Source organism: Streptomyces cyaneochromogenes (assembly GCF_003963535.1).
In the GTDB taxonomy this organism is placed as follows: domain Bacteria; phylum Actinomycetota; class Actinomycetes; order Streptomycetales; family Streptomycetaceae; genus Streptomyces; species Streptomyces shaanxiensis.
In genome coordinates this window covers 10,585,269-10,599,246 of record NZ_CP034539.1, presented here as the reverse complement: position 1 = coordinate 10,599,246, position 13,978 = coordinate 10,585,269, and the positions used below count along the sequence as shown (strand labels likewise).

Below are 13,978 nucleotides of genomic sequence, written 5' to 3'. Positions count from 1 at the left end.
CCGAAACCCGTATCGCGAGTGCCTGGACTGTCACGGTGCAGGCGAGTGTGTTTCTGGCCCTCCTCGTGCTGCCCACGATCCTGATTCGCGGCTGGTGGGCGGCGCCCGCTACCACGGTGCTGGTGGCGGGCCTGATGGTGGCGATGCGCCAGTCGCACTGCAACTACCTGCGGATTCGGCTGAGTTGAGCCGCTCTTAGGCGTGGTGGCGTGCCTGCGGGCATGCCACCACGCGCTTCGGCGGCTGGCGCCGCTATGACTTTGGGAATAGCGAGTTCCTCTTCCGCGCGTGCAAGAACTCGCGCGTGTCCGGAGGAGAAACGGCTACAGCACGTGGGAGGAACGATGGCGGGCACGACTCCCCGCTATGACAGCTGCCGCTACTGCAAGCGGCGGTTTGCACAGACCAGCGGTCCTGGGCGGAAGAAGGAGTACTGCACCAAAGACTGCCGTGGCAAAGCGCAGCGTGAACGGGACGGCCGGGGGCAGCAGCACGCTCGCACTGCACTGCCGTTGGGCCGGCGGATCGCCGAGCATCTGCAGGCGCTGTCGGCGGCGCTGCTGGAGGCCGAGTACGACGGACGTCCCCTGGAGGAACTGCTGCGCTGTGCGGGCGATGTGAGCCGGGAGGTGGAGTACTACGTCGCGGCAGCCGTCCAGGACGCCCGCAACGGTGGTGCGAGCTGGGATCAGGTGGCCGAGGCCGCCCGGATCAGCGCCACCACGGCGCGCACGCGGTGGCCGGAGAACAGGGTGCGAGAACGCTTGAAACGGCGGGCCGCGGAGCGCTCTGCGGTCCGGCAGCCGCCCGCGCCGCCGGTGGAGGACCCGCAGGCGGCGGAGGGAAATCCGCTGTCGCAGTCGGCCGAGCGGGCGTCGGTGAAGCTGGCCTCGGCGCTGTCTCATCTCCACCGGGCCAGCGACTTGACGATCAGTAAGGTGGCTGACGAGCTGTCGCTGTCGCCGTCGTACGTCTCGCGCATCCTGTCGGGCGAGCGCACGCCGACATGGCTGGTGTTGTGCGCGATGGTCGAACTGTTCGACGGGGAACCCGAGGAACTCAAGGCACTGTTCGAAAGCGCGCACGGGCTGGTGGCGCCGGCGCGGCATGCGGTTCCTGATGCAGTTGCGCGTCTGCAGGCGGCGCTGCGGGGGCTGCATCTGGCTGCCGGGCGCCCGCAGGTCGGGGTCGTGCGCAAAGCGACGCACGGGGCGCTGAGCACGCAGGAGATCAACGAGATTCTCGGCGGCGAGATGGTCCCGGGCTGGGAGCAGACGTCGGCGCTGGTGACCGCCATGGGTGGCTGGCCTGCGGATGTGCGGCCGCTGTGGGAGGCCGTCCACTACACGTTCCTGCTCTGCGTGGATCCCGAGGAGGGTCCCCGGCGGCCTCCAGCTGCAGATCCCGAGTCCATCTGACGCTCTGTGCCCCGGAAATGAGGTGCCATGTTTCTGTCTTTACGCCGCCGCGGCGAGTTGCCTGTGCGGGCGTCTTGCCCCCAGCGGGCCCCGGACCATGCCCCGCAGCCGGCGATCGAGCTGGTCCTGCCGCTGGAGTACACGGCGTTTTGCCTGTTGTACCAGGAGCGCTATCTGAGCTACACGCGGGAGCGCGTGCGGGATGTGTGGATGAGCCAGCAGGTCGTGGAGGCGGTCCTGGGGAACCTGGCCACGATCTGGCCGACGGTCATCAGCAGTCCCCGCCCGGCGGCGGTGGCGTGGCGACTGCTGGATGCGCTGATCTCCTCCGCGCTGCGCGGCCGCAAGCCTGCTGTCGCGCAGCCGGTCGATGCGGTGCACCGGGTGCTGCCGCATGCGCAGGCGGATGCGGTGATCCTGCTCTGTCGGCTGCGGTTGAGCGAGGCACAGGCCGCTGAGGTGATGGGGGTTGAAGTGCCGGCGGTCGCCTCCCAATTGCGGATGGCGCAGCGGGCGCTGGGGGATGAGCTGACGGCGCCGCCAGCTGGGCCTGCGAGGGCGCAGTTACCGGCCGGCCGCGTGCGCCGGTGACAGCGGCCATGGCTGGCTTGCTGTAGCGCACTTCGGGTCGGGGCGAGTGATTCTGTGGAGAACTGTCCCGGCCGGGCGCGGTATTTCTACCATGGAGTGTCTGCGGCATTCAGCGTGCCGCAGGTACGGAGGCCAGGGTGGGGTGCCGCATTGGAACGCGGGCGGGTGCCGCAAAAGGACGTCATCGACGTCGCGTCGCCGAGTATTGCCCGGATGAACAACTACCTGCTGGGCGGCAAGGATCACTATCCCGCTGACCAGGAGGCGTGTGAGCGGTTGCTGCAGGTCGTGCCAGGTGCCCGATGCGTTGCGGAGTCCGCGCATCGGTTCCTGCTGCGGGTGACCAGCCATCTGGTGCGCGAGTACGGGATCCGTCAGTTCATCGTTTTCGGTGCCGGATTGCCCATGGCGATGAGTGTGCATCAGGTCGCCCGGAGTGTTGATGTGCGCTGCCGGGTCGTCTACGCCGACGATGACCCGCTCGTACTCACCCACGGCCGGGCGCTGTGGGAGGACCAGCGGCGCACCATGGTCGTGCGGGCCAATCCCCTGCAGGTGGGGTACCTGCTGTGTGCGCCGCCGGTGCTCAGGCTGATCGACATCCACCTGCCCGTGGCGGTGCTGCTGGTGTCCGTACTGCACACGATCCCCGATCGCGCAGATCCGGCCGGCCTGCTGGAGCAGACCGCCCGCGTGCTGGCGCCGGGGAGTTGCGTCGCGGCCAGCCAGCTCGTCAGTGAGGACGCCGATGTGCGGCGGCAGGCCGACGCTGTACTGCAGGGGGCGGCCAGCGGATGGTGGGGACGAATCCGGCCGCGTGCGGAGGTCGAGTCGTTCTTCAGCACGCTGCGGCTACTCGCGCCGGGGCAGGTCGATGTCTCGCAGTGGCGGCCGGGCAGTGACCGCGCTGCGAGTACGGGCAGCCCACTCTGGGCGGAGTACGGCGGCGTGGCCCAGGTCCGCTGACCGGCAAGGGCTCGTGATTGTCCGGCGACTTAGCTGAGGATGTATTCGAGTAGGTCGAGGCTGTGCTGCGGGGACAGGGCTGCCTGGGCCAGGCCGTCCAGGACACGACGGTAGTGCTGGGTTTGCTCAGGCTTCTCCAGGTACTCGGCGTCCTGGAGTTGCTCGAGGTAGACGACGTCGGGCAGCGCTGGAAGATCGAAGCGCAGGTGGGTTATCGGAAAGCCGCCCGCGATGCAGCCGGGGCGATTGAACGGAGCGATCTGCACCGTGACGTGCTCGAGCTGCGCCATCTCCGTCAGATGCCGCAGCTGGTCGCGCATGACCTGCTCGCCGCCCATGGGCCGGCGCAACACGGCCTCGTCAAGGATCGCCCACAGGTGGGGCGCATCCTGGCGGGCGAGCACGTTCTGGCGGGTCCTGCGCAGCTCCAGCCGGGTGTTGATCTCCTCCTGCGATGCCAGCGGGTAGGCCTGACGCACGAGTGCTTCGGTATAGGCGGGCGTCTGCAGGAGTCCGGGGATGAGCTGCACCTCATAGGTGCGGATGGTGGAGGCAGCCTCCTGCAGGCCGATCAGCTTGCCGGCCCAGTCCGGCAGGACGCCGTCGAAGCGGTGCCACCAGCCGGGCTGACGGGAGATGCGCACCATCTCCGCAAAGTGGCCAAGGACTTGGGTGCCAGCCACGCCATAAAGGGCGAGCAGGTCCGTCACGTCGTCGTGCTTGCAGGTCACCTGGCCGCGTTCCATCCGGGAGATTTTGGCTTCCGAGCCGCGGATGAAGCGGCCTGCCGCCTCCGCGTCGATCCCGGCTGCCTTGCGCAGAGTGCGCAGAAGGTGACCAAGGACGAGGCGCACCGCGATCGGGCTGCGCGCGGAGGCGGCAAGGTAGTACTCGAGCGTGGGTGCATCGACCGGGACGGCGGGCGCGGGCATGGGGTCTCCTGTGAAGGGCAGACGACGAGCGTCAGTTTTCCAGGATGCCGTCCGGCGAGGACCCAATTGGGCTTTTTCTGCTTGGCGTTAGCTGGCGATCAGGTCGAACTCGCCGTCCTTCACCCCCGCGATGAAGGCCGCGATCTCCGCCTGGGTGTACACCAGTGCGGGACCGTGTGGGTCCCGCGAGTTGCGCACTGCCACCTCCCCTCCAGCCAGTAAGGCCACCTCGACGCAGTTGCCGTCCGCCGTGCTGCCGCTGCTCTTCACCCAGGTCACGTTGCACAGGGAATCCGCCGGGACACCATTGATGATCTGCGTCATGTCCGCCCTCTTTCAGCGTTGTCCGGTTTTCACTCACCTCTGGTCGATGCTGCTCTCCTTGCCAGGTACAAGCGTTCCCGGGTCGCCTCATTTGGATGCAAGTCACCGATGCAATTGCATGTGGAGCGCGGAGGGGCGGATACTGACCAGTCGGGGCAGGGGTTCCGCGGCCCGCAAACTGGGCGTCTTCCGGGGGGATGAACAGTGGCAGCACACGCGGCACCGGCACTGAGCCGGGCCACAGAAGTCGAAAGCACGCTCGCGCCTGCGGAACAAGGTCCGCTCCCAGACGTCCCCCTGGCCTCGTCCCTCACCTCGGACTGGGGACTTGCGCTGGGTATCAGCACGGCCGACTTCGCTGCCCGGGCTTTCAGCGGTGATCCCGCTAGCCTGCAAACCGTGCGTCGCTTCATCCGCGAGAACCTCAGCGCCTGGGGGCTTAACGCGCTCGCCGAAGACTTGATGATCGTGGTAAACGAGCTCGCCGCCAACGCCGTGCAGCACGCACTAGCCGGCCCCGGCGAAGCAGATAGCAAGGCGTGGTTGGGTGTAGCCCGTACAGGCAGCACAGTGGTGTGCTCCGTGACCGACCCCAGCCCCACACCCCCAACACGCGCCGACCCAACGCCACTGGCAGACGCAGGCCGGGGGCTGCTCATCGTGGATGCCCTCACCAGCCAGTGGGGCTACGCCACAACAGCGCCGGGCGGAAAGACCGTTTGGGCCCGCATCGCCGACCCCAGCCACTGACCGGCTTATTGAGGTGCAGGTCCACTCTCTTCAGGACGGGCTCACCCATCCTTGACAGCGGTGTGGAGCGCCGCGGAGGGCCGGGATGCCGTGTGAGCGGCTTCGAAAGCCAACCGGAGCTCATTGTCGATGCCGCCCCGTCAAAGTCACGTGTACAGCCGCATGGGTCGCCCCTCCCCCATCGGCTCCCGCGCCCTGAGCGCTTCCAGGTCCGTGGCCTCGAGCAGATTCCGCCCGTCCGTGACCCAGTCGGCCCCTCTCTTGCCGCTGAGTTGCGTCAACGCCTCGTCGAGAGCGATGGAGTTGGCGAACTCCCTCCGCCATAGGCCGCCCAACTCGTTGATCTCTTCGGGCTGGAACTCTGTCACACGTCCTCGCGCGACAGGGAGCAGCCTCACCTGGACCTGCGTCAACTGCTCCGACTGAAGAGCGATCTCCTCGAGGATCGCCGCACTCGTGTCCGTCCCAGTCAGCAGCGCAGCCCACCTGGCCGTGATCACGCGGAAGCCGTGAGAGCACCCCCGAAGAAGGTCGTATGCCGTCTGGGCCCACTCCGGATCGGCAGCGAGCACGCTAATCCTGGATGCTGTCCCAGGAGGAACTGCCACCCCATTGATGACTTCGTTCTCCTTGAGCTCAGCAAGATCATGGCGAGCCAGAATCGCCCTGATCCGGTTTGCCGCTTCAGGATCGAGCCGGAAGTCGGCATCCTCAATAAGGTGGCCACCGTTTAGGGCAAACCACATCACCCGCCGCTGAGCCAGAGGCGCCCGAGCCAGCGCCCCGCAGGCCACGAGTATGACCAGCCGAAGCCGAGCCTCGTCGCGCCGCGCAATCCATTCCTCGACGAGCGTCGCACCGAGAGCTAGGAAAAGCACGGAGGACAGTGAACCGGCAAGAAAAGCATGCTGGTTCCAAAAGCCCCGGAGGCTCCCCTGGGGCCAGTCAGACACAGTCAACCCCACAATGACGGCCACGAGGCCGCCACTGACGATAGCCCCACGGCGATTCGGTGACATCCGCCTCCGCATAGGCCCCCCTGGCCTGATCACTCTTCGCACACCGAACGACACAACACGCTAGTACCTGCTTGCGTTCCGTGGTGTCGAGTACGGACGGTGGGTTGTGGTCTGGAAGGAGCCTCGCGGCTCGCGCGCTCAGGCGAGCAATGCTCAAGGCCTGTGGATCGGCGCCGGGTTGGACGCGAGGGGCGTACCTTCCCGACGGAAAGGCCGAGGGCATGCGGCCCGCTCGTGGCTCTCCGGGCTGCCCACGGTTTGTGCCAACGCCTCGAACGGGTGCGGAGGCGGGCTCAGTGCCCAGTAACAGATCTCCCCAGTGTCAGCTCTCGTGCACGCCCCCTCTCCCCGGCCAGGGTCCAGTGCAGGTCTCCCGAGTTCAGGCAGACCTTCCATGACGTGAGTATGCCGGTCGCTGCGAGGCGATCGAGCGTGTTGGGCAGTTCCGCGGGGCGGGCACCGCAAACGTGTGCCATCTGGTCGAGCTCGCTCTGACCGCTGCCGATTTCCGGGGTGGTGTGTGCTGTGAGATAGAGGCTTGAAAGCTGCGACAGCGGTCCGGCTACTCCCACCTCGGAGCTGACTCGCAGTGCCCAGTCTGCGGCATACATTCGGTCGGGGCGAGCTGGGGCCTGCTCGAGCAGCGTGACGTCGAGTAGTTCAGCAACGACCCCGTTAGTGGTACTTCCGGGGGAGGTGCGCAGCCATCGTGCGTGTTCCAACTCGCGCCAGAGCCCCGGGGTATCGAGGCGGAGGCTGCGCAGCATGCCTTTGGGTAGCCGAACTTGCATGTTGGCGCTCATGCGTAGCGCGCACTGCAGCGCGAGCAGGCGTGTGGCGGCTGATGCGTCGGACGGGAGGGCGGCGGCCAGGTAGCTGAGCATTTCACGGACCCGGATTTGTTCGCCTGGACCCTTGGCTTGCCGTGTGCGTCGCCGGGTGGCTGCCGGCTGCCGCGGTGCGCGGGCGAGGGCGGTGTCGGGTACGACGGCGGCTTGTGCTGTTACTGCGGCGCAGGCGCTGCAGGCGTCGGCGAGTCGCCATAGTCGTCCGCCGCGTTCGCAGGCGAGGAGGAGGCGGATAGGGCCGGAGCAGCCGCGGTGGCGGGGGTGCCAGCGGCAGCCTCGTTCGTGGCACTGGCAGATGCGCAGATGTGAGGGGAGGAGGTCGCCGCGTGCGTGGCGTGCGAGGTGGCTGAGTGCGGCTGAGCGGGCGGAGGCTGCGGTGATCTGTCCGCTGCCGTGGGGGCAGTGCTGGCAGACGAGGACGAGCCCGCTGGGGTGCGAGCGTAGTTCCACGGTCCAGGCGCGTGGCGTTGCTGGGCATGTTGTGCGCAGCCTCATGGGCGCGTGGTCCTCCTGTCGCGTGCGCGCCGGTGTGTCTTTGGTTGTGGGGCGGTCGCCCACCGTAGTGCAGAGGTCTGCCCTCTGACGGCTGCCGCGACCTGGGGAAATAGGGCAGAGGTCTGCACTGACAGGGCAGGGGTCTGCCCCTTCGGATGGACGGGTGACGATCTTGCCGCCCGATCCGGACCTCGACGCGCTGCGGTTGGAGCTCGCGCGTCTGCGGGCCGCGCGCGGGTGGACCTATGACGAGCTTGCCGCCCGCAGCGGCCTGGCCAGGCGCACCGTCATCGAGATCGAGCAGGGCCGCACCATCGGCACACTGAAGACCTGGCATGCCCTCGCCCACGCCCTGCAGACCCCGCTCGACGAGCTCTTCGGCACCCTGTGCCGCGGGCATGACCTGCCTGGGCCCACCGAGGCCTGACACGCCGCCCGAGCCGATGCCGGAAATCACCCAGCCGGCAAGAAAATCTCGAACGTTCATTCAGGCATTCGCACTCCAGTCGCACCTAGTGGGGCTGGCCGGGTGATCCGGCGGCACTGCCGCCATGGATCCGGCGTGTTGGCTGGCAGGTTCGCCCGCATGCGCCCCACACCACATCCCTCGGCCCGGCACTGGGACGGCAGCCCGGTCGTCGCCCATCGCGTGCGCCGCTCTCTGCAGGTCTCCCCCGGCAGCGTCAGCCGGCTGCTGCGGTGCGGTCAAAGCGGCCGGTGCCGCGAGTGCGGCAACCGGATCGAGTGGTACCACCGCAGCACTGAGCGGCCCGTCCGTCTCCATCCCCAGGAACTTCCGGCCGCCCGGGTGCCCGCCGCGTGCCGCTGGCACGTCAGCTGCGGTGTCGCCCACCCTGCCGGGGACGGCAGCAGCTGGTGCCGTCTGCCGCACGCCGTCGTCTGCCCCGCCCGGGATGCTCACCCGACTCCCCCCGAACTGGCCGGGCTACGCCGGTCGCTGGCCGTGAACTCCCGGCGCCTGATCGAGGCCGGCGCCTTCGCCCCTCCCCCGCCCTCGCCACAGGCCCCCGCGCCGGCCGTCTGCCGCCCGGCCAGGCCCATCGTGCAGCTGCTGTATATCCGCTACCTCGCGGCCCGCCCGGTGGAGGAGATCCAGTGCGTCGCCCAGACCCGGCGCCGCAACCGCTGCACCAGCCCGCTCCTGACATCCGACGCCCCGCCCGGCACCTGGAGGCTGGTCCCGGCCACGGCAACGAGCGGTCAACTGGCCTTGCCCGCTGAGGTTATGGCGATCTACGACCTGGGCGGACTGCCGTATGCCGAGCAGATGCGGTGGCGTGTGCAGCGGTGCCCGCAGCACGCCGCCACACCGGCGGCGGCCGACCTGGCGGTGGCCGACTGGGAGCCCTTCGAACCCCTACGCCATCACGAGCACATCCACACCCGCCTGCCCGATCGCAACCGACGCCCTGGGCCTGCAAGCCGCGTACGCCGGGCGGTTCGGCCGTGACCGGACACCTTGTGCACCATGCAGTCGAGATCACCCTGACCAGGCCCGCCGCCCCCGGCGAGATCCGCCATGCCCGTCACCGTGTGCCCCTGGCAGCAAATGCGGACCGCACCAGGCTGATGGTGGTGCACAGCGCGCACGGTCCCGGCCGCGCCCTGCATGGGCTGCGGCGCCGTCTGGGCCCGTGGTTGCCCATCGACGTCCTTACCACGCACTACCCGGACCGGCACGGTCAGGTCCTGCTCAACGTTGACCTCGACTCCGCTACCCATGAGGTTCTCTGCCGTGACGCATCTGCCCTGGGGCAGCGTCCGCAGGACGTGCTCGGCCGACGCGTGCGAGCGGCCCTGGACCGGGATGCACGCGAGCGCGCCGAACGTCTGGAGGACCGGCTCGCGAGCCTGCTCGCCCATCACACGCCCGAAGAGGTCCTGGCCAGCGCGGCACGTCGCGTCGGCTGCCGTCATCACCGCTGCGCGCCGCCGGCACCGTAGGACCCTGGCGCAGCTGCCCAGCACAGCCGCTAGAGGCATCCCTCCTCTGCCCTCGATGCTTCTCTCTTTCCCGGAGCCCTTGTTGCACACGCCCACCGACGAACAGGCCCACGCCGCCGACGCCTTCCGGGCCGGTCACCATCTCGTCCTGCAAGCCGGCGCCGGAACGGGGAAGACCAGCACGCTCTGTCTACTTGCTGCCAGCGCCCAGCGCAGCGGCCGCTACCTCGCCTTCAACAAGGACATCGCCCGGGACGCCGCGGCCCGCTTCCCCCGCACCGTGAAGTGCCAGACCGCCCACGCCACGGCCTACGCCGCCCTCGGCCACCGCTACAGGGATCGTCTCAACAGTCCCCGCCAACCTGCCTGGAAGAGCGGGCAGGCGCTCGGTATCACCCGGCCGGTCCGCATCGGCGATCACAAGATCAACCCCAGGGCGCTCTCCCACACCGTGCTGCGCACCGTGACCCGCTACTGCCACTCCGCCGACCGCGCCCTTGCCCACCACCACGTGCCGCACCTGCGCGGCCTGAACACCTCGGGCGAGCACGCTCAACTCGCCGAGGCAGCCTTGCCGTTCGCCACCAAAGCCTGGGCCGATCTACACAACCCCGATCAAGGTGTGCTGCGTTTCGAGCACGACCACTACCTGAAAATGTGGGCCCTGACCCAGCCGAAGCTCGAAGCCGACTTTCTCTTCCTCGACGAAGCCCAGGACACCAACCCGGTCCTAGAGGAGGTCTTCAACGCCCAGCGCCGCCACGCCCAGCTCGTCATGGTGGGCGACTCCGCTCAGGCCATCTACGGCTGGCGCGGCGCACGCGACGTGATGACCGGCTTCGATGCCACAGCTCTCACCCTGACCCGATCCTTCCGCTTCGGCCCTCTGATCGCCAAAGAAGCCAACCGGTGGCTGGCCCTCGCCGACGCCCCCATCCGCCTGACAGGCACCGACACCATCACCACCGAGATCGGCCATCTCGACTGCCCTGACGTGGTGCTGTGCCGCACCAACATCGGAGCCATGGCAGAAGTCATGCGCCTGCTCTCCGAAGGCCACCGTGTCGCACTCACCCGGGGAAAGCAGCAGCTGGCGGCACTAGCACTCGCCGCCCGCGACCTCAAAGGCGGCCGCAGCACCTCTCACCCCGAGCTCGTGCTCTTCAACTCCTGGGGCGAACTGCAGGACTACGCCGCACACGACCCCGCCGGACGCGACGTCCAGCCCTTCGTCGACCTCATCGACACCCACGGACCCGACGCCATCCTCACCGCAGTAGACCAGCTCACCGACGAACAGCATGCCGACGTGACCGTCTCCACTGCCCACACCGCCAAAGGCCGCGAATGGCCCACCGTCAAAATCGCCGACGACTTCCCCCCACCCAAGGACACCGACCAACACGACGCCCAAGGACAGCCCATTCCAGAACCCATCAGCGACACCGACGCCCGCCTCGCCTACGTCGCCGTCACCCGCGCCCGGCACCACCTTGACCTCGGCGGCCTCTCTTGGATCAACACTCACCCCACCGCGCTCAGCGCGGCCTAACGCATGGTGCAGGATCGGCCAGGGCTTCGGCGTAGTCGGCGGGCGTCTGTTTTGTGATCACGCGAGGCCGAGGAGCTCGAGGGGTCGGCGGGCGTCGCGCGCGTTGCGGCGGAGGCCGGAGGCGATGTTCTTCACGCCATTCATTCGCAGGGCGCCGACGGCAAGGTTGCGCCAGGTCGCCATGGCGCGGGGTGCGTTGCCGGTCCGCAGTTGGGAGGCGTCCTCGGCGAAGGTGGTGTCGCGGACGTAGTGCAGGACTTCGATCTTCCAGTGGTCGCGGATGAGCTTCGCGAGCTGGGCGGGAGTGCCCTGCTCGGCGGTCAGGCTGGTGACCGCGTAGACGGTGGTGAGGGTGGTCTTGCCGGTCTTGCGGTCGGTTCGTCGGCGCTTGATCTGCACGGCCTGACGGGCGCCGGGGAAGCGCAGGTTGCCCGCGGTGGCGACCTTGATGCGACGGATCTCGGCGCGGCCGTGGCCTGTGCCGTGGGTGCGGCCTTGGAGCGGGATGTCCTTCCAGGGCAGGGACTTCAGCTGCTTACGCAGGTTCTTCTGGTTGCCCTTGACGATGGCGATGTAGTGGGCCCGGCGGCCCAGGAGATAAGAGGCATGCTCGCGTTGCGTGTGGAGCGCGTCGCTGGTGACCACGGTTCCGGCCAGGTCGGCGACGTTGTCCAGCAGCGGCTGGAAGCGCCTGGTCTCCCCTGTCTTCTCGCCGACGTCGAGCTGAGCCAGGACGAGCCCGGTGGTGTGCTCCACCGCAGCAAGCAGGTGGATCTTCCGCCCCCGAGCCTTAGCCGCGCCGCGCAGGGACTTGCCGTCCACGGACAATCCGCGCAGCCCGGCACTCGCAGGCCGACGATCGGCAAGCCATCCGCCCACCGCCCGGTCCAGGGCGTCTCCGTCGATGCGGGTCAGCAGTCGGCGGACCGTAGCCTCGGCCGGGACCAGCCGCCGAGGCAGCACCGGATCAGGGCACACGCCGAGTCCCTCCAGTACCTGCGGTGGCGCGTCCGCGATCCACTCGCCGACTGCCAGCAGCGAGGTCGCCCCGGCCAGCACCGCGCACGCGGTCAGCGCGAGGACGAAGGACAGGGCGTGCCGCACTCCGCGCGGATCGCGCGGGTCCGGCACCTGGGTCAGCCGCTCCAGCAGGCCGGGCACCTCGCCGGGGCCGACGTCGAGATGCTCTCGGAGCTGGTCAAGGGCGAGCGGGATTGCGGATGATGCGTGGGCAGGCATGGTCTTCCAGGCAGGTCACGAGGGCGTAGAGCACTCCATGAGCACGGGACCTTCCCGGCATTGTCCTCAGGTCACATCAACGCCGCAGCCTTGCCTGCCACCCAGGTCTGCCAGACATGACGGGTGTTTGGCAGGTCAGGGCGGTCAAGGAGCCAGAGCACATACCCTGCATGGCACCGGGCCCACGGACTGTCGGACTCGGCTGCCCGATCGAGCCTGCCGCGCAGGTCAGCGCTGTCGACGGCCCGGGCAACCCGCACGTACTCGCGGTCCTTGCAGCGATACGCACGGTGGACGACGATCTCTACCAGGTCGGTGAGCTTCGCCTTGACGGCCTCCTCCTGGCGAGCACGGGCCACCTCCCGGATCAGGCTCTCCTTCGTACCCCACGCCTTCGCATGCTGCGTCCAGTCCTGGGGGAATCTCGCTTCCCACTCCAGGAAGAGCAACGCGTAGGGCAACCCCGGCCAAGTGGCCAGATCCTCGCTCGCAGGGCGATTCCACAGCCCGTCGGGCAGCGAACGTCTCTGCGCCTGCTGACACCTCCGACGCGCCTTGAGAATGGCCGGCTCCCGGTACTGCTCGTCCGCTCCCAGGGGCCGCGTCAGCCGCCACATCTCGTTGAACCGACCGAGCGCGTCCACGACCTGCCTCCGTGCCTCAGCCAGATGGGCAAGCGCTGCGGTCCTCGCAGCCGGATCATCCGCTATCAGTCCGAACGCCCAGCTCAATCGCTCATCCCATAGACAAGCGTCGTCCGCACCAGTACCTGCCTCTTCAGCCACGCAGGAGATCATCCCCCAGCACAGTCGGCTCGCTCCACCTGACGGTGCTTGCAGACGCAACAGCTCCGAGGCGTACGTCCGTGAGCAGGGATCCGTCCGCTCGCCCTCCTTCAGCTCACGTGATCACGCAACGGACGCCCGACGACTACGCCGACGCCCTGTCAGGATCGGCGCCCAGGGAACCACAAAAGGGCTATTGAGACTTTAACCAACACCCCAACCATCTCAGAGATCTGCCTTAAACGATGAGCGGCTGATATTCCTCGCAGATACACTCGGACACCCTGCACCTCAGACCAGACCCTACATATGAAAGCATGTCCCGCCAGGACACCGATCTTGTCCGATAAAGTCGACATCAGGAATTCACGATAAATAGTCAAAGTCATCGACTTGTCACCTAATTCACCCAATTCGGGAGTCAGGCACGCCGAATCATTCGAGCCGCTCGCTCTCGAATGAGTTGCTGACGATATCCCGCATTCTGGGCACGGTACTCAGTCACCGCGATTTCCTCCGGATCGATGCAATGCTGATCCCAACGACCTTCTAGAACAAATCCAAAGAATGCCCGCAGAGCTTCGTTTCCAAGCTCTATAGGGTGGAATCCGAGACGGGAACTCAGGGAGCGATCCCAATAGGTCTGCTCAAATGTGAATCGCACACCCTCATCCTCGATGATTCCTTCCTCATGGGAGATACTGACAGATCTCCTCAGTCGGCCGTGATCCCACATTGCGAATGCCGCCCATCCGACAATGCTGTCCATAAAGACAGCAAAGGCGCTCCGATCATCTCCCCATCTATGGATATCGTCGGTCAGGTCGCTGGGCCGACGCTCACGGAGATCCTGCGAGGTAATCAGCTCCAGGCCTTCGAAGCTGCCGGCGCACGCAATCCCCGGGAGGGGCCAGAGAGCCTCGTCGAGAGTCACTGGCCCCACAGGTTCCATGCCCTGGTCCGGCAGGATGCGTTCAACCAGACGACGCGAGGAAACTGCATCGTCAACGAGCTCGGAGTGAAGCACCTCGCGGGGCGTCTGGTGAGCAAAAGCAAGTACCGAAACCTTCGAGCCCATCTGTTAACCTCTCTGG

General features: G+C 67.5%; 16 protein-coding genes. 9 read left to right on the top strand and 7 right to left on the bottom strand.

The features are described 5' to 3' along the window. Positions 1-47: 47 nt before the first annotated feature. From EJ357_RS48820 to EJ357_RS47630, 4 genes are all read left to right on the top strand, one after another. Complete coding sequence (locus EJ357_RS48820) at positions 48-188, top strand: hypothetical protein (protein WP_175647240.1); 141 nt, start codon at positions 48-50, stop codon at positions 186-188. A 156-nt stretch (positions 189-344) separates the two neighbouring features. Then, positions 345-1,418, top strand: coding sequence for a helix-turn-helix domain-containing protein (locus EJ357_RS47640; protein ID WP_126387485.1), 1,074 nt, complete (start codon positions 345-347; stop codon positions 1,416-1,418). 27 nt (positions 1,419-1,445) lie between these two features. Beyond that, positions 1,446-2,009 (top strand): hypothetical protein, encoded by a 564-nt coding sequence (locus EJ357_RS47635; RefSeq protein WP_126387487.1) that lies wholly within the window; start codon positions 1,446-1,448, stop codon positions 2,007-2,009. 165 nt (positions 2,010-2,174) lie between these two features. Further along, positions 2,175-2,975: an SAM-dependent methyltransferase gene (locus EJ357_RS47630; RefSeq protein ID WP_228472871.1), complete on the top strand. Its 801-nt coding sequence runs from the start codon at positions 2,175-2,177 to the stop codon at positions 2,973-2,975. A 29-nt stretch (positions 2,976-3,004) separates the two neighbouring features. Here the strand turns inward: EJ357_RS47630 and EJ357_RS47625 are convergent, their stop codons facing one another. Both EJ357_RS47625 and EJ357_RS47620 read right to left on the bottom strand, forming a co-directional pair. Continuing rightward, on the bottom strand, positions 3,005-3,907 hold the full coding sequence (locus EJ357_RS47625) for a helix-turn-helix domain-containing protein (protein ID WP_126387489.1): 903 nt from the start codon (positions 3,905-3,907) through the stop codon (positions 3,005-3,007). Between the two features lie 87 nt (positions 3,908-3,994). Continuing rightward, the gene (locus EJ357_RS47620; protein WP_126387491.1) at positions 3,995-4,231 is read right to left on the bottom strand and encodes a DUF397 domain-containing protein; all 237 of its coding nucleotides are present in this window, start codon (positions 4,229-4,231) and stop codon (positions 3,995-3,997) included. Positions 4,232-4,435: 204 nt separating this feature from the next. On the opposite strand from EJ357_RS47620, the gene EJ357_RS50125 reads away from it, so the two are divergent. Next, positions 4,436-4,981 (top strand): ATP-binding protein, encoded by a 546-nt coding sequence (locus EJ357_RS50125; protein ID WP_126387493.1) that lies wholly within the window; start codon positions 4,436-4,438, stop codon positions 4,979-4,981. A gap of 146 nt (positions 4,982-5,127) precedes the next feature. On the opposite strand, the gene EJ357_RS47610 is transcribed toward EJ357_RS50125, so the two are convergent. Together EJ357_RS47610 and EJ357_RS50120 are read right to left on the bottom strand one after the other, a co-directional pair. Next, on the bottom strand, positions 5,128-5,958 hold the full coding sequence (locus EJ357_RS47610) for a hypothetical protein (protein ID WP_126387495.1): 831 nt from the start codon (positions 5,956-5,958) through the stop codon (positions 5,128-5,130). Positions 5,959-6,293: 335 nt separating this feature from the next. Further along, a complete protein-coding gene (locus EJ357_RS50120) occupies positions 6,294-6,884 on the bottom strand; it encodes a hypothetical protein (RefSeq protein WP_228472870.1) in 591 nt (196 codons plus the stop codon). Between the two features lie 622 nt (positions 6,885-7,506). Between EJ357_RS50120 and EJ357_RS47600 the strand changes: the two genes are divergently transcribed. The 4 genes from EJ357_RS47600 to EJ357_RS47585 all read left to right on the top strand — a co-directional run bounded on the left by EJ357_RS47600 (position 7,507) and on the right by EJ357_RS47585 (position 10,860). Next, positions 7,507-7,770 carry a helix-turn-helix transcriptional regulator gene (locus tag EJ357_RS47600; RefSeq protein WP_126387499.1) on the top strand — a complete coding sequence of 88 codons (264 nt, stop codon included), beginning with the start codon at positions 7,507-7,509 and terminating at the stop codon, positions 7,768-7,770. A gap of 159 nt (positions 7,771-7,929) precedes the next feature. After that, complete coding sequence (locus EJ357_RS47595; RefSeq protein ID WP_126387501.1) at positions 7,930-8,814, top strand: DUF6083 domain-containing protein; 885 nt, start codon at positions 7,930-7,932, stop codon at positions 8,812-8,814. Next, complete coding sequence (locus EJ357_RS47590; RefSeq protein ID WP_126387503.1) at positions 8,811-9,308, top strand: hypothetical protein; 498 nt, start codon at positions 8,811-8,813, stop codon at positions 9,306-9,308. The genes EJ357_RS47595 and EJ357_RS47590 overlap by 4 nt, the downstream gene beginning before the upstream one ends. An 82-nt stretch (positions 9,309-9,390) precedes the next feature. Continuing rightward, a complete protein-coding gene (locus tag EJ357_RS47585) occupies positions 9,391-10,860 on the top strand; it encodes a UvrD-helicase domain-containing protein (protein ID WP_126399023.1) in 1,470 nt (489 codons plus the stop codon). Positions 10,861-10,917: 57 nt separating this feature from the next. Here the strand turns inward: EJ357_RS47585 and EJ357_RS47580 are convergent, their stop codons facing one another. The 3 genes from EJ357_RS47580 to EJ357_RS47570 all read right to left on the bottom strand — a co-directional run bounded on the left by EJ357_RS47580 (position 10,918) and on the right by EJ357_RS47570 (position 13,962). After that, entirely contained in the window at positions 10,918-12,099 is a 1,182-nt protein-coding gene (locus EJ357_RS47580; protein ID WP_126387505.1) for an ISAs1 family transposase, read from the bottom strand. Between the two features lie 71 nt (positions 12,100-12,170). After that, positions 12,171-12,743 (bottom strand): hypothetical protein, encoded by a 573-nt coding sequence (locus EJ357_RS47575; protein WP_323377762.1) that lies wholly within the window; start codon positions 12,741-12,743, stop codon positions 12,171-12,173. A gap of 562 nt (positions 12,744-13,305) precedes the next feature. Next, entirely contained in the window at positions 13,306-13,962 is a 657-nt protein-coding gene (locus EJ357_RS47570; protein ID WP_126387507.1) for a DUF6928 family protein, read from the bottom strand. Positions 13,963-13,978: the final 16 nt, after the last annotated feature.

Bases quoted from the DNA above. Each gene is read 5' to 3' on its own strand.
- EJ357_RS47640 (WP_126387485.1), top strand. From the start codon at position 345: ATGGCGGGCACGACTCCCCGCTATGACAGCTGCCGCTACTGCAAGCGG.
- EJ357_RS47635 (WP_126387487.1), top strand. From the start codon at position 1,446: ATGTTTCTGTCTTTACGCCGCCGCGGCGAGTTGCCTGTGCGGGCGTCT.
- EJ357_RS47625 (WP_126387489.1), bottom strand. From the start codon at position 3,907: ATGCCCGCGCCCGCCGTCCCGGTCGATGCACCCACGCTCGAGTACTAC.
- EJ357_RS47620 (WP_126387491.1), bottom strand. From the start codon at position 4,231: ATGACGCAGATCATCAATGGTGTCCCGGCGGATTCCCTGTGCAACGTG.
- EJ357_RS50120 (WP_228472870.1), bottom strand. From the start codon at position 6,884: ATGCTCAGCTACCTGGCCGCCGCCCTCCCGTCCGACGCATCAGCCGCC.
- EJ357_RS47595 (WP_126387501.1), top strand. From the start codon at position 7,930: ATGCGCCCCACACCACATCCCTCGGCCCGGCACTGGGACGGCAGCCCG.
- EJ357_RS47580 (WP_126387505.1), bottom strand. From the start codon at position 12,099: ATGCCTGCCCACGCATCATCCGCAATCCCGCTCGCCCTTGACCAGCTC.
- EJ357_RS47570 (WP_126387507.1), bottom strand. From the start codon at position 13,962: ATGGGCTCGAAGGTTTCGGTACTTGCTTTTGCTCACCAGACGCCCCGC.